Genomic DNA, 13,288 nt, shown 5'->3' with positions numbered 1-13,288 from the left:
CCACGTCTTCCGAGGGAGACGTGGCATCCGGCGTTTCGGGCGGAAAACGCCGACCCGACCTCGGGCTTGTATGGAAAATGTATTTCGCCCGGCTTTGCTTCGCGGCGTCCGGCTTCCCCATCCGATGGAGGTTCCATGTCCAGGTTGCGACGCCTCGCAGTGCTCGCCGCGGCCACCGTTCTCCCCGCGCTCGGCCTGACCCTGGCCGGAACGACGCAGGCGTCGGCGGCTCCGAACTTCCAGGTCCCGTTCAAATGCGGGGTGACGGTCACGGCCGCGACATTCAGCGGGCACAGCCCGGCGAACTCGGTCGACTTCCAGAAGTCGGGAATCACCGGAATGCCGGTGCTGGCGTCGGCGGGTGGCACCGTCAGCCGGGTCGCCAACGAAGGCAGCACGAGCTACGGGCGCTGGGTCGAGATCAACCACGGTGGTGGCTGGACCACCCGTTATGCCCACCTCTCGACCCAGTCGGTCTCGGTCGGCCAGGCCGTCAGCCTCGGCAAGCAGATCGGCACGGCCGGGGCGACCGGCGGAGTGACCGGCCCTCACCTGCACTTCGAAGAGCGGCTCAACGGAACGGCACAGAAGGCGAAGCTGAACGGGGTCGCGGTGCCGTACTACGGCCACACGAACTTCACCAGCAAGAACTCGTGCGGCGGCAACCCGTACGAGGCCACGGAGGTGTGCGGAAGCGGGTTCTCGGTGGTCGACTCGCAGGCGCTCGCCGGGGGCTCCGGCACGGCGTACCTGCTGTACAACGCCTCGACCAAGGGTAACTGCGTGACCACGCTGAAGGCGGTTTCGCTCGGCACCGCGTCGCCGGTTTCGGCGTTCCTCGAAGTTCAGGGTTCGGCTCGTACGACCGATTCCGGCAGCTTCACCTACTACGCCGGGCCCGTGACGAAGACGGCCGCCTCGACCTGCGTCAAGTGGGGCGGTTCGGTCGGCTCGAACGCCTACGAGAGCCCGTTCGAACACTGCGACTGACCCTGCGGGGCCGGGCACGATAGACCACCCCACCGACAGGATCCGCGTCCCCGCGACCGGTCCACGGCGGTTGTGCACAACGGCCCCGGCTGTCCACAGATATGTCCTGCCCCCACCCGGCGGCCCCATTCCCGCCGCAGGGTGGGGGCATGACCACTTCCACCCCGACCGGCAGGACCAAGGTCGATCTGAAGGATCCGGCGGACCTGCTCGCCGCGATCCCGTACATCCTCGGGTTCCACCCCGAGAACTCCGTCGTCGTCTTCGGACAGCGAGGGCCGGACCGCAAACGGCAGGGCATGACCCTGCGCGTGGACGTTCCGCCGCCCAGCCTCGAGAAGGAGCAAGCGCTCGACCTCGCTGGCAGGCTGGCCGCGACCGCGCACACCGGTGCCACGGTGGCCGTCGTCGGCGGCGGTTCCCCGAACCCGGCCGGGCGGCCGCCACGCCGCCGTTTCGTCCGGCGCCTGGAAACCTCGCTCGCCGAGTACGGCATCCCCCTGCTGCACTCGCTGTGGGTGCCGTCCATCACCGCCGGCGTGCGGTGGGGGTGTTACCGCGACAGGGACTGCGGCGGCATCCTGCCCGATCCTCGTGAGTCGGTGATCGCCGCGGTCGCCACCAGTGCCGGCCACGTCACCCGCGAGTGCAGGGAGGACCTGGAGCGTGTCTTCGAAGCCGGTCCGCCGGAAACGCTCGCGCGGCGTTCCGACCTCCTGACCCGGCTGGCGGAGCCGCCCTGGGAAGGAGATGCCACCGTCGCCGAGGCGGGGCTCGCCGAAGTGAACGCCGCGCTCGCCCGCGTCGAGAGCGGCGACCAGGTGCTCACCGACGACCAGGCCGTCCGCTTGGCCTGGGCGCTTTCCCTCGTCGAAGTCCGGGACGCCTGCCTGCTCACCGCCGCGCCGGTGGACTCGTCACTGGCGCGGACCGCGGAGGATCTCTGGCTCTGCCTCGCCCGTGAGCTGCCCGAGCCGGAATCCGCCGAGGCACTGTGCCTGAAGGCGCACGCCGCCTACGCCCGCGGTGACCTGACCGTCGCCGGGATGGCGCTGGCCAGGGCGCGCGAAGTCGATCCGGAGCACAGAATGACCGGACTGCTGACAGCCGCCTTGGACGGGATGCTGTCCCCGTCCGAAGTGGCCGGGATCATTCTGCGGCAGCGGGCGGAAAGCCCGCTCGCACTCAGTCTCGGGCCGCTGGGCGGGACCGCGTGAACTCCCACGCGTCGGCCACGATGCCGTCGAGGTCGGTGCGCTCGGGCTTCCAGCCGAGTTCGTCACCCGCCCGCTCGCTGGAGGCCACCAGCACCGACGGGTCGCCCGCCCGGCGCGGCGCGACCGCGGCGGGGATCTCGTGACCGGTGATGCGGCGGCACGACTCGATCACCTCGCGCACGGAGAAACCGGTGCCGCTGCCGAGGTTGTAGACGCGGTGCTCGCCGTCGACGGCGTGGCGCAGGGCCAGCTGGTGCGCGTCGGCGAGGTCGACCACGTGGATGTAGTCGCGGATGGCGGTGCCGTCCGCGGTCGGGTAGTCGTCACCGAAGATCTGGATCCGCTCGCGGTCCCCGGTGGCGACCTGGAGCACGAGGGGGATCAGGTGGGTTTCGGTGGTGTGCCGTTCGCCGAAGGAGCCGTAGGCGCCCGCGACGTTGAAGTAGCGCAGGCTCACCGCGGCGATGCCGTGGGCGCGCGAGAACGATGTGATCGCGTGGTCGATGGCCAGCTTCGTCGCGCCGTAGGTGTTCGTCGGCCGCGTCGGGGCCGTCTCCGGGATAGGGGAGGACTCGGGTTCGCCATAAGTGGCCGCGGTGGAGGAGAAAACCAGTCGCTTCGTGCCGTGGTCGCGCATCGCCTCGAGCAGGCGAAGCGAGGTCAGGACGTTGCCCTCCCAGTACTTCGCCGGATCCGTCATCGACTCACCGACCAGCGACTTGGCGGCGAAGTGGAGGACACCGTCGAAGCCGTCGCCGAGGATTCGCCGCGCGACCTCGGCGGCGTCGCCCTCGATGAAGACAGCGTCCGGGTGCACCGCGTCGGCGTGCCCGGTGGAGAGGTCGTCGACCACGGTGACGTCGTGCCCCGCCTCGATGAGGCGGGCCGCGCAGACGCTGCCCACATAACCGGCTCCGCCCGTCACCATCAGTTTCAGGGTCTTGGTCGGTTCGTCGGTCACGTTCGCGCCTTTCTGCTGCGGATGCGGTCGCGGCCCAGTCTCCACGCTCCCGGGCGTCCGTCGCGCCCGGGGGTGGAAAGGCCTCTCTTGAGGTATGGGGCGAAGGTGACCTGTTCGCGCGAGGGGCCGGTGACCTACGTGGCACCGGGCCGTGGCGCTGATCGTGTGGATTTCGGCGCGTCAGACGACCCGAAATCCATACAGTTCTGCCTCACCGGCTCGATCGTGACAATAGGCAACCGGGCTTTCACCAGATGGCTAAGGCTCGTCGCGACCCGCGCCGCGCGAAGGCACCGCGGTGAACAGCCTGGGGTGGCGCAGATCCGCAGTCTCGTACGCGGCCTTCACCGCTCGCCCCACAGCGTCCACATCGGACTCACGGACCAGTGCGATCGCCGAACCGCCGAAGCCGCCGCCGGTCATCCGCGCGCCGAGCGCCCCGGCTTCGCGGGCCGAATCGACGGCGAGGTCGAGTTCACGGGTGGAGATCCGGTAGTCGTCGCGCATGCTGACATGCGAGGCGTTCAGCTGAGGGCCGATCCCGGCGATCCGGCCTGCCCGCAGCAGTTCGACGGTGTCGAGGACACGCTTATTCTCCGTCACCACATGGCGCACCAACGGCACCAGTTCGTCCGGCAGCTTGGCGAGCGCGGTGTCCAGCCCGTCGACGCCGATGTCCCTCAGCGCCTTCACCTCGAGCAGTTCCGCGGCGCGCTCGCAGCCCCTCCGGCGTTCGCCGTAGCCGCCCTCGGCGTGCGAGTGCTTCGTGCGGGTGTCCATGATCAGGATCCGGACGCCGGATTCCTCCAGCGGGAACGGCACCTGCTCCATCTCGCCGGAGCGGACGTCGAGGAACAGCACGTTCGATTCCGTGCAGCACAAGGAAGCGGTCTGGTCGAGCAGGCCGGTCGGCGCCCCGACGAAGTCGTTCTCCGAACGCTGCACCCAGCGGGCCACTTCGTGCAGGGCCGGCCCGCCCGAGCCGGTCCCCGGAGTGACGCCCCTCAACCCCAAGAGGGCGAGCGCGACGGCGCATTCGAGCGCGTGGGAGGAGGACAGTCCCGCCCCCGAGGGCACGTCCCCCGCGATCACCACGTCCGCGCCGCCGCCGAGACCCTGGTCACGCAGTACCCAGGCGACCCCCGCCGGGTACGCGGCCCACCCCTCGACCGCACCGGGGCGCAGGTCGGCGATGGTGAGCGGGCCGGATTCCTGGACCCGGCCGTCCGACCCGAGCGTGGCGACGGTCAGGACACCGTCCTCGCGCGGGCTCGCCGCGGCGGCGAGCCGGTGCGGCAGGGCGAACGGCAGCACGAAACCGTCGTTGTAGTCGGTGTGCTCGCCAATCAGGTTCACCCGGCCGGGTGCGGACCAGACCCCGGCCGGAACCCGGTCGTGAAGGGTCCGGAAGGTCGCTGCGGCGTCGGACGCGGCCCTCACCTGGCCTGCGCCAGCACGGCGTGCAGCGCCGAAACGGGCACCTGGGCGATGTTGTTCCCACCGGTGACCTCGATGGTCCCGCCGGGCGCCGTCTTGCCGACCTTGACCCGGCCGCCGGGCACGATGCCGACCGACTTGAGCTCCGTCATCAGCGTCTCGTCGAGCTGCACGTGCTCGGCGATGCGGCGGATCTCGACGTCGCCGCCACCCATCCGGGCGAACTCGTCGAGCCGCACCAGGTCGGCTTCGGCTGGCGGGGCGGGATCGCCGTCGCCGAGCTTGTCCAGTCCCGGGATCGGGTTGCCGTAGGGCGAGGTGGTCGGGTGGTCGAGCAGCTTGACCAGCTTGCGCTCGACGGCTTCGCTCATCACGTGTTCCCAGCGGCAGGCCTCGTTGTGGACGTGCTCCCATTCCAGGCCGATCACATCGACGAGGAGGCGCTCGGCCAGCCGGTGCTTCCGCATGACCGCGATGGCGAGCTCGCGACCGTGGTCGGTCAACTGGAGGTGCCTGTCGTCCGCGACCACGACCAATCCGTCGCGTTCCATCCTGGCGACGGTCTGGCTCACGGTCGGGCCGCTCTGCTGCAGCCGCTCCGCGATCCGGGCCCGCAGCGGGACGACACCCTCTTCTTCGAGCTCGTAGATCGTACGTAAGTACATCTCTGTGGTGTCGATGAGATCGTTCACGCTGTCCCCTTCGTCCGCGTAGCTCATCGTAGTCGCTGGCACTGACAGCGACGCAGGCGTGGGGACAACAAGCTCCGGAGCGGGAAGGTCCCCCAAGCTGGGCCTGAAGCCACGAGGCGCGGGAAGATGGGCCCATGCGCCCCATGATCACCACCAGCGAACTCGCCGCGCAGCTCTCCTCACCGGAATCGGCACGCTCCGTAGTCCTCGACGTCCGCTGGCGGCTCGTCGGCCCGCCCGGTGCCGATTCCTATCTTGAGGCACATCTCCCGGGAGCGGTGTACGTCGACCTCGACACCGCGCTCGCCGGGGAGCCGGGTGACGGCGGTCGTCATCCGCTGCCCGAGCCGGAGACACTGCAGCGGCATCTGCGGGCGGCCGGCGTCCGCGCGGGTCACCCGGTCGTGGTCTACGACGACTCCGACGGATCGGTCGCGGCCCGAGCGTGGTGGCTGCTGCGCTGGGCCGGGCACGCCGAGGTCGCCGTGCTGGACGGCGGGTTCGCCGCCTGGGTCGAGGAGGAGCGCCCGCTCACGGACGAGGTCCCCGTACCCGAGGCCGGGGACATCGTCGTGGAGCCCGGCGGTATGCCGGTGCTGGACGCGGCCGAGGCCGCCACCCTGGCCAGGGAAGGTCTGCTCTTCGACGCCAGGGCCGAGCCGAGGTACGCGGGGGAGACCGAGCCGATCGACCCGCGCGCCGGGCATATCCCCGGCGCGGTCAACGCCCCCTTCTCCGGGCATCTCGCGGAGGACGGCCGCTGGCGCGACGCCTCGGAACTGGCCGAGCGATTCGAAGAATTCGGCGTGACCCCGGAGACCTCGATCGGTGTCTACTGTGGATCGGGCGTCACCGCCTCGTCGGTCGTCCTCGCGCTCGAGGTCGCCGGTCACCCGGAGCCCGCGGCGCTGTACGCGGGTTCGTGGTCGCACTGGTCCCGCGATCCGGAGCGCGCGGTGGCCACGGGGGACCAGCCCGGCTGACCCGCCGGGCGGTCCGGGACGGGGCACGAGCCGCTTCCGGGCACTAGAGTTCGGGTCATGCGAGCACCGGCCGTCGTATGGGACTCCTCGCTGCTGGGTTACGACCTCGGCGGCGAGCATCCGTTCAATCCGGTGCGGCTCGAACTGACCATCCGGCTCGCCACCGAACTGGGTGTGCTCGACGGGGTCGAACTGCTCGTCCCAAGCCCGGCGGGAGACGACGAGATTCGTCGCGTCCACATCGGCGAGTACATCGAGGCCGTCCGTCAGGCGCCGATGACCGGCGCCGATTTCGCGCACGGCCTCGGTACCGAGGACAACCCGGTGTTCACCGGCATGCACGAGGCTTCGGCGCTGGTGGTCGGCTCCACGTTGCTCGCCGCTCGCAAGATCGCCGACGGCGAGGCGACCCGCGCGGTGAACATCGCCGGCGGGCTGCACCACGCGATGCCGGACAGGGCGTCGGGCTTCTGCGTCTACAACGACTGCTCGGTGGCGATCTCGTGGCTGCTGGACCACGGTTTCGATCGCATCGCCTACGTCGACACCGACGTGCACCACGGCGACGGGGTGCAGGCCGCGTTCTACGACGACCCCCGCGTGCTGACCGTGTCCCTGCACCAGCATCCGTTCACGCTGTGGCCCGGCACCGGATACTCGGCGGAGATCGGCAAGGGCGGTGCCGAGGGCACCGCGGTCAACCTCCCGCTGCCGCCCGGCACCCGTGACGGCGGCTGGCTGCGGGCGTTCGAAGCGGTCGTGCCGTCGATGCTGGAGCAGTTCCGGCCGCAGATCCTCGTCACCCAGTGCGGGGTCGATTCGCACGAAGAAGACCCGCTGGCCGACCTCTCGCTCTCGGTCGACGGTCACCGCGCCATCTACCGGCGGCTGCGTGAACTGTCCGAAGCGCACGCCGGCGGCCGCTGGCTCGCCGTGGGCGGCGGTGGCTACCAGCTGATCCGCGTGGTTCCGCGATCGTGGACGCATCTGCTCGCCACCGTGCTCGACCGCGACGTCGACCCGGAGACGGCGTTGCCGCCGAACTGGGTCGCGTCCATCTCCAGGGCAGCGCCGAACGCCGAGATCCCGGCAGGCATGTCCGACGACCGCGACACCGCTTACGTCCCCTGGGGAGACGGGGCGGACGAGCCGGTCGACATCGCCATCCGCGACACCCGCCGCGCGATCTTCCCGCTGCACGGCCTCGATCCGGACGATCCGAGGGACTGACATGACCAGTGAAGGCACCGGAAACCGCGACCCCTTCGACTACCCGCGCGAGTGGGAGGCCGACGTCCTGCTCTCCGACGGCGGCACGGTGCACCTGCGCCCGGTGATCCCCAGTGACGCCGACGGGCTGGTCGCCTTCCACGGCCGGTTGTCCGAACGCACCCGGTACTTCCGGTACTTCGGCGCCTACCCCCGGATCCCGCAGCGGGATCTGGAACGGTTCTCCGTCGTCGACCACCACGACAGGGTCGCCTTCGTCGCACTGCTGGGCGACGACATCGTGGCGGTCGGCCGCTACGAACGGCTCGAACACGGGCCGTCGGCCGAGGTCGCGTTCGTCGTCGACGACACCCACCAGGGTCGCGGGCTCGGGTCCATCCTGCTGGAGCATCTGGCCGCCGCCGCTTCGGAATCCGGGCTGCGCCGGTTCGTCGCCGAAGTGCTCGCCGAGAACGCGGGGATGGTCCGCGTGTTCCGTGACGCGGGTTACCAGGTCAGCCGCGAGATGGAAGAAGGCGTGCTGCACCTGGAGTTCGACATCGATCCGACCGAGGAGTCCCTCGCGGTCGCCCGGTCGCGGGAGCAGGCCGCCGAGGCACGCAGCGTGCACAACCTGCTGCACCCGAAGTCGGTCGCGGTGATCGGCGCGTCCACCGATCCGACGAAGATCGGGTACGTCGCCCTCACCAACCTGCTGAGCGCCGACTTCGCCGGCACCGTCTACCCGGTCAATCCGGAGCACAAGTCCGTCCGCGGCGTGCGCGCGTATCCGTCCGTCGTGGACATTCCCGACGACGTCGACCTCGCGGTGGTCGCCGTCCCCGCCGAAGCCGTCGAGTCCGTTTTGGACGGTGCGCTGGCCAAGGGGGTCAAGACCCTCCTGATCGTCTCGGGCGGGTTCGCCGAGGCAGGGCCGCATGGGTTGCACGCCGAACTGAGGCTGGTCGGGGAGGCAAGGGCGCACGGCATGCGCGTCGTCGGCCCGAACGCGCTGGGCGTGCTCAACACCGACGTCTCGGTCCGGCTCAACGCCACCCTCGCGCCGCGCCTGCCAGCCCGCGGCCGCACCGGGTTCTTCTGCCAGTCCGGCGCGCTGGGCACCGCGATCCTCGCCGACGCCGAGTCGCGCGGCCTCGGGCTCTCGACGTTCGTCTCGGCGGGGAACCGGGCCGACGTCTCCGGCAACGATCTCCTCCAGTACTGGGAAACCGATCCGGCGACCGACCTCGTCCTGCTGTACCTGGAATCGTTCGGCAATCCGCGCAAGTTCGCGCGGCTCGCCCGGCGGCTGGCGCGGACGAAGCCGGTGGTGGCGGTGAAATCCGGCAGGCACGCGGTCCGCCCGCAGCTCGCCGCGACCTCGGCCGAGGTCGACGAGTCCAGCGTCCAGGCCCTGTTCGAGCAGGCGGGTGTCGTCCGCGTCGACACGCTCGCGCAACTCTTCGACACCGCGCTGGTCTTCGCTCACCAGCCGCTGCCCGCCGGGCCACGGATCGCCATCGTGGGCAATTCCAGCGCCATCGGGCTGCTCGCCGCCGACACCGCGCGGGCGCAGGGCCTCCGGCTGGCCTCCGACCCGGTCGATGTCGGGCCTCAGGCGAGCCCGGAAGAGTTCGCCGGTGCCGTGCGCGAAGCACTCAACTCCCCGGAGACCGACGCGCTCGTCGTGGTTTTCGTGCCACCGCTCGCGATCCCTGGCACCGCCTACGCCCGCGCGCTGCGGGAAGCCGTGGTCGAGATGGACAAGAACAAGCCGATCGTGTCGACCTTCCTCGCCGTCGAGGGTGTGCCGGACGAACTGGCCGTGCTGTCTGAGGACGGCGTGCCGACGCGGGGTTCGGTCCCGTCGTACCCCAGCCCCGAGCGCGCGGTGAACGCGCTCGCGCGAGTCGTGCGTTACGCCGCCTGGCGTCAGCGGCCGCAGGGCAATCTGGTGCGGCCGTCGGGATTGCACGCCGAGCAGGCGCAGGTGATCGTCGCCGAGCTGCTGGCGGGCGAGGACGGCAAGACGACGCTGCTCTCCGACGACGACGTGGTCCGGCTCCTGGGCTGCTACGGCATCGACGTCGTCCCGTTCCAGGTCGTGACGTCCGCGGACGACGCGGTGAAAGCGGCCGAGGACCTGGGGTTCCCGGTCACCCTCAAGGCCGTCGACGAGCGGCTGCGCGGCAGGCCGGACCTCGCCGGGGTGCGGCTCGACCTGTCCTCCGCGGACGGAGTGCGCCGGGCGTACCTCGATCTGCGGGAAATCTCCGGCGAAGACGACGTCTACGTCCAGCGGATGGCGCCCAAGGGCCTGTCGTGCGTGATCGGGCTGCAGGACGATCCCTCGTTCGGCTCGCTGGTGTCGTTCGGTCTCTCCGGGCTGGTCAGCACCCTGCTGGGGGACCGGGCCTACCGCGCCGTCCCGGTCACCGACGTGGACGCCGCCACGCTGCTGCGTGAACCGCGGACGTCACCGCTGCTCACCGGGTACCGCGGCGACGAACCGGCGGATCTGGCCGCGTTGCAGGACATGGTGCTGCGCGTCGCGGCGCTCGCCGAGGACAACCCCGAAGTCCGCTCGATGACGCTCGACCCGATCCTGGCCTCACCGGACGGAGCTTTCGTCGCCAACGCCCGGATCCTGCTGGGCCCGCCACCGTCCCGTCCCGACACCGGGCCGCGACGGCTGCGGCCGATCAACGCCGTTACTTGAGTCCCGGGAGTATTACGCTGAGCACGCTCGTCGAGAGTGGCGCGAGGATCCCGAACGCCACCGTGACGTTCTTGCCCACGGTGGTGTCGGTGCCCAGAAGCTGGGTCAGGCGAGCGCGGCCCGCCAGCCAGTCCTCGGTGGGGCGCGCGTCGGGCGGCAGCGGGTAGATCTCGTCCACCAGCCGTACGCACCGGGTCTTCCACGCGAGGAACACCGGGACGTACAACAGCAACGAGATCGCGGTGAACAGCGCGCCGTAGAGCAGCACGCTCTCCGCCGGAAAGGCTTCCTTAGGGGTGCCGGTCGCGAGAAAAGCCCGGCGCTGGGCCCCGGCGTCGATGACCGCCGTGGACACGATGAGCGCCAGTACCGTGAGACAGGCCCCGTTGGCGCGCTTGCATTCGAGGAGTTCTCCGAGCACGTCGTCCGCGTGCCCTCGCGTCTCGCCGTCGAGCACTCGCGAGATCCGGCGCAGCCGGGTGTGGTTGAGCCACAACCCCAGCACCGCGGGCGCCGCCGCGATCAGGCCGAGGGCGAGCAAGGTCCGCGACACCCCGATCGCCGTCGTGGGCCTGAGGTCCCCGATCGGTGACCCGGTCTTCCACTGGAACGCGAACAGGATCGCCGCGAAGATCCCGTACGCCAGAGCCGGCTTCCAGACCGCGACACCGGCGAGGCGGCGCCAGGCCGTCAGGTGGACCGAGTGCGCGAACAGGAAGGCGAACAGCACCGCGGACGCCCCGATCAGCAGCGACCACACCCCGAACGCGCCGGTGTCGGCCAGCGCCCGGTTGCCTCGCGAGCCGAGCACCGCCCGGGTCAGCAGGCCGAGCCCGGCGAAGGCGCCGAGTGCGAGCACGCTGATCACGAGCGGCCAGAGCCAGTGCTTCCTCAGGCGCGTCACACCGACAGTGTCCCGCGAACGGCGTCGATCAGGAATCCCAGTCCTGGGGAGATCGCGCCGCGAGGTCCGCGTCGTGGCCGGTGAACTCCGCGATATCGCCCCGGATCGTGTTGTGGAACGCGGCGACCCGCCCGTCGTGGACGACCATCGTCTGCACCGCGCGTTGCTCCCCGGCGAGGGGGCCCGCCGGGATGAACATCACCGTCGCGGTGTGCACGAGGTCCAACCCGCCGCCGAGCGGGCGGTTCGACACCTGGTTGAGCTCCAGCCTGCTGCCCCGGTAGATGGTGTCGAAGATCTTCTGGCTTTCGCGTGCGATCGTCGCGCGGCCGCGCTGGATGCGGCCGAGGACGTCGACGAAGTCCACGTCCTCGGCGAAGTTCGCGGCCCACGCCTCACCGTCGCCGGCGTTCCAGGCGCGTTCCAGCGCGGTGATGATCTCTTCGGTGGTCATCGCTATCCTTTCTTGTAACGGCTACCCATTACTTAGAACAACGTTCCAACTTCGGGAGCATACATGTCAGCGGATCTTGCCGGCATCGTCCGGTTGCGCGACCGCCGCGAAGCGCTGACGCTGTGCACGATCCTGACCGCGGCCCGCGGGCTGTTCGCCGATCGCGGGTACGCGCGGACCCCGATCCGCCTGATCGCCCAGGAAGCGGGAGTGTCGCCGCAGACCATCTACGCCCACTTCGGCTCGAAGGCCGGTGTCCTTGGCGGGCTCGTCGACCTGCTCGACGACGAGGCTGGGATTCCCGACCTCATCGCCGATGCGGGGCGGACCGAGGACCCGGTCGCGCTGCTCGGCCTGCTGGCCAGGGTCGCGCGCCAGGTCCGCGAACGCTGCGGCGACATCGTCACGATGCTGGGGTCCGGAGCGGTTGTCGATCCGGACATCGCCGCGACGCAGGCCGAGGGCGCGCGACGCAACCGCCTCGGGGTCGAAATGGTGATCGGCCGTGTCCTGGCGAGCGGCCGCGAGATGGTGCCCAGGGCCGTCGACATCGCCGTGGCCCTGATGGGCGCCGGCGTCCACGCCGACCTCGTCATCGAGGCCGGGTGGACGCACGACGACTACGAAGCCTGGCTCAAGGACACGTTGGTCTCTTCGCTGCTCCGGTGACGCAGGTTCCTGCCGAAGAACGCCCTCAGTTCGGCTCGCTGGGCCGCGACGCTCCGCGCCGGGTCGACGGTGCCGATGAACGCGGCCGGGGCGTTGCCCAGCTGCGGCAACAAGGTCTGGTAGTCGGTGAAGCTGAAGTGCTCGCCGTCCGGCAGGCGCGTTTCGCGGGTCCAGCCGCGCTGGTTGCGCTGGAACTCCTGCCAGGACGCGTCCGAGGCGGCGCTGTGATTGCCCGCGCTCATCAGGAGGAACGGCCGGTCCAGCCCTTCATCGGCGACGCGGCCGAAGATCCGCTGCGACTGCGAGTGGGCCATGCTGCCGTCCAGGTTCGCTCCGGCGACGATGCGCCTGTCGGTCACCATCGTCTCGCCCGCGGTGAACCCGCCCGCGGAGTGGCCGAACATGCCGACCCGGTTCAGCCGGAGCGAGTCGAGGACGAAGCGGGTGTCCTGGACACGGGTCTCGATCACCCGCTTCGACACCTCGATGCTCGAAGGCGGCAAGGCCTTCTTCTCGACGCGGCCCCCGGGGAACTCGACCGCTTCCGCCTCGTGGGTGTGGTCGATGGCCACGACGACGTAACCCTCGCTCGCGAGCTGCTCCTGCAGAGTGGTGCCGTGCGAACGGGACAAGGTGCCGCCGGGCGAATACAGCACGACAGGTCGCTTGCCGCCCACTGCCGGCGCCCCGAGCCGCGAATGGGTGGGGAAGCGGTAGTCGATCCGGCTCGCGTCCATGCCCAGTTTGGCGGCGTCTCCTTCGGCCACCACCTTCCCGACTCCTGGCGCCATGTACGGCGCTTTCGGCTTCCCGCTCGGCAAGGCCGGGTACCGCACGGTGACCATGAGTTCCCGCCTGACGCCGGGAACCCACGGATCCTGGCGGGAGTGGTCGACCAGGTGGAGATCGGTGCTGCCGACCGCGTACGGGCCGGTCGGCGCGGTCAGGCTCAGCGGGACGGAGGTGGCGGAAGCCGCCGGGGCGATCAGCACGGCGGGGAGCGCGAGCGCCGCGGCGAGAACGCCGATCCGGCTCGGAATTCGTGTCATAGGC

Annotated in this window: 12 protein-coding genes; 6 read left to right on the top strand and 6 right to left on the bottom strand. The window is 70.4% G+C overall.

Annotated elements, in window-relative coordinates:
• Nucleotides 1–135: 135 nt before the first annotated feature.
• Together ACM6LR_RS18515 and ACM6LR_RS18510 are read left to right on the top strand one after the other, a co-directional pair.
• Nucleotides 136–990 carry a M23 family metallopeptidase gene (locus tag ACM6LR_RS18515; protein WP_414937336.1) on the top strand — a complete coding sequence of 285 codons (855 nt, stop codon included), beginning with the start codon at nt 136–138 and terminating at the stop codon, nt 988–990.
• A 149-nt stretch (nt 991–1,139) separates the two neighbouring features.
• Complete coding sequence (locus tag ACM6LR_RS18510) at nt 1,140–2,207, top strand: DUF4192 domain-containing protein (protein WP_414937337.1); 1,068 nt, start codon at nt 1,140–1,142, stop codon at nt 2,205–2,207.
• Here ACM6LR_RS18510 and galE read toward each other — a convergent pair.
• The 3 genes from galE to ACM6LR_RS18495 all read right to left on the bottom strand — a co-directional run bounded on the left by galE (nt 2,176) and on the right by ACM6LR_RS18495 (nt 5,324).
• A complete protein-coding gene (gene galE / locus ACM6LR_RS18505) occupies nt 2,176–3,135 on the bottom strand; it encodes a UDP-glucose 4-epimerase GalE (RefSeq protein WP_414937942.1) in 960 nt (319 codons plus the stop codon). The two genes, ACM6LR_RS18510 and galE, sit on opposite strands and share 32 nt — an antisense overlap.
• 291 nt (nt 3,136–3,426) lie before the next feature.
• Nucleotides 3,427–4,608 (bottom strand): galactokinase, encoded by a 1,182-nt coding sequence (galK, locus tag ACM6LR_RS18500; protein ID WP_414944180.1) that lies wholly within the window; start codon nt 4,606–4,608, stop codon nt 3,427–3,429.
• Nucleotides 4,605–5,324, bottom strand: coding sequence for a metal-dependent transcriptional regulator (locus ACM6LR_RS18495; RefSeq protein ID WP_084749284.1), 720 nt, complete (start codon nt 5,322–5,324; stop codon nt 4,605–4,607). The genes galK and ACM6LR_RS18495 overlap by 4 nt, the downstream gene beginning before the upstream one ends.
• A 107-nt stretch (nt 5,325–5,431) precedes the next feature.
• On the opposite strand from ACM6LR_RS18495, the gene ACM6LR_RS18490 reads away from it, so the two are divergent.
• Genes ACM6LR_RS18490 through ACM6LR_RS18480 form a run of 3 tightly spaced genes read left to right on the top strand, consistent with a single transcriptional unit; the run spans nt 5,432 to nt 10,208 of the window.
• Nucleotides 5,432–6,280, top strand: a complete 849-nt coding sequence (locus ACM6LR_RS18490) for a sulfurtransferase (protein ID WP_414937339.1) — start codon at nt 5,432–5,434, stop codon at nt 6,278–6,280.
• A gap of 57 nt (nt 6,281–6,337) precedes the next feature.
• Nucleotides 6,338–7,510, top strand: a complete 1,173-nt coding sequence (locus ACM6LR_RS18485; protein WP_414937340.1) for an acetoin utilization protein AcuC — start codon at nt 6,338–6,340, stop codon at nt 7,508–7,510.
• A 1-nt stretch (nt 7,511) separates the two neighbouring features.
• Nucleotides 7,512–10,208 (top strand): GNAT family N-acetyltransferase, encoded by a 2,697-nt coding sequence (locus tag ACM6LR_RS18480; RefSeq protein ID WP_414944179.1) that lies wholly within the window; start codon nt 7,512–7,514, stop codon nt 10,206–10,208.
• Here ACM6LR_RS18480 and ACM6LR_RS18475 read toward each other — a convergent pair.
• Complete coding sequence (locus ACM6LR_RS18475; protein WP_414937342.1) at nt 10,201–11,112, bottom strand: hypothetical protein; 912 nt, start codon at nt 11,110–11,112, stop codon at nt 10,201–10,203. The two genes, ACM6LR_RS18480 and ACM6LR_RS18475, sit on opposite strands and share 8 nt — an antisense overlap.
• A gap of 28 nt (nt 11,113–11,140) precedes the next feature.
• Nucleotides 11,141–11,566 (bottom strand): SgcJ/EcaC family oxidoreductase, encoded by a 426-nt coding sequence (locus tag ACM6LR_RS18470; RefSeq protein ID WP_414944178.1) that lies wholly within the window; start codon nt 11,564–11,566, stop codon nt 11,141–11,143.
• Nucleotides 11,567–11,629: 63 nt separating this feature from the next.
• Between ACM6LR_RS18470 and ACM6LR_RS18465 the strand changes: the two genes are divergently transcribed.
• Entirely contained in the window at nt 11,630–12,235 is a 606-nt protein-coding gene (locus ACM6LR_RS18465) for a TetR/AcrR family transcriptional regulator (protein ID WP_414944177.1), read from the top strand.
• Here the strand turns inward: ACM6LR_RS18465 and ACM6LR_RS18460 are convergent.
• On the bottom strand, nt 12,187–13,284 hold the full coding sequence (locus ACM6LR_RS18460) for an alpha/beta hydrolase family protein (protein ID WP_414937344.1): 1,098 nt from the start codon (nt 13,282–13,284) through the stop codon (nt 12,187–12,189). The genes ACM6LR_RS18465 and ACM6LR_RS18460 overlap by 49 nt on opposite strands.
• Nucleotides 13,285–13,288 lie beyond the last annotated feature (4 nt).

The sequence above is a fragment of the Amycolatopsis sp. cmx-11-32 genome (genome assembly GCF_047608695.1).
GTDB lineage: Bacteria > Actinomycetota > Actinomycetes > Mycobacteriales > Pseudonocardiaceae > Amycolatopsis.
This window is presented reverse-complemented; position numbering and strand designations above follow the sequence as displayed.

Bases quoted from the DNA above. Each gene is read 5' to 3' on its own strand.
- ACM6LR_RS18480 (WP_414944179.1), top strand. From the start codon at position 7,512: ATGACCAGTGAAGGCACCGGAAACCGCGACCCCTTCGACTACCCGCGC.
- galE (WP_414937942.1), bottom strand. From the start codon at position 3,135: ATGGTGACGGGCGGAGCCGGTTATGTGGGCAGCGTCTGCGCGGCCCGC.
- ACM6LR_RS18485 (WP_414937340.1), top strand. From the start codon at position 6,338: ATGCGAGCACCGGCCGTCGTATGGGACTCCTCGCTGCTGGGTTACGAC.
- ACM6LR_RS18465 (WP_414944177.1), top strand. From the start codon at position 11,630: ATGTCAGCGGATCTTGCCGGCATCGTCCGGTTGCGCGACCGCCGCGAA.
- ACM6LR_RS18490 (WP_414937339.1), top strand. From the start codon at position 5,432: ATGCGCCCCATGATCACCACCAGCGAACTCGCCGCGCAGCTCTCCTCA.
- ACM6LR_RS18510 (WP_414937337.1), top strand. From the start codon at position 1,140: ATGACCACTTCCACCCCGACCGGCAGGACCAAGGTCGATCTGAAGGAT.
- ACM6LR_RS18470 (WP_414944178.1), bottom strand. From the start codon at position 11,566: ATGACCACCGAAGAGATCATCACCGCGCTGGAACGCGCCTGGAACGCC.
- ACM6LR_RS18495 (WP_084749284.1), bottom strand. From the start codon at position 5,324: ATGAGCTACGCGGACGAAGGGGACAGCGTGAACGATCTCATCGACACC.
- ACM6LR_RS18515 (WP_414937336.1), top strand. From the start codon at position 136: ATGTCCAGGTTGCGACGCCTCGCAGTGCTCGCCGCGGCCACCGTTCTC.
- ACM6LR_RS18460 (WP_414937344.1), bottom strand. From the start codon at position 13,284: ATGACACGAATTCCGAGCCGGATCGGCGTTCTCGCCGCGGCGCTCGCG.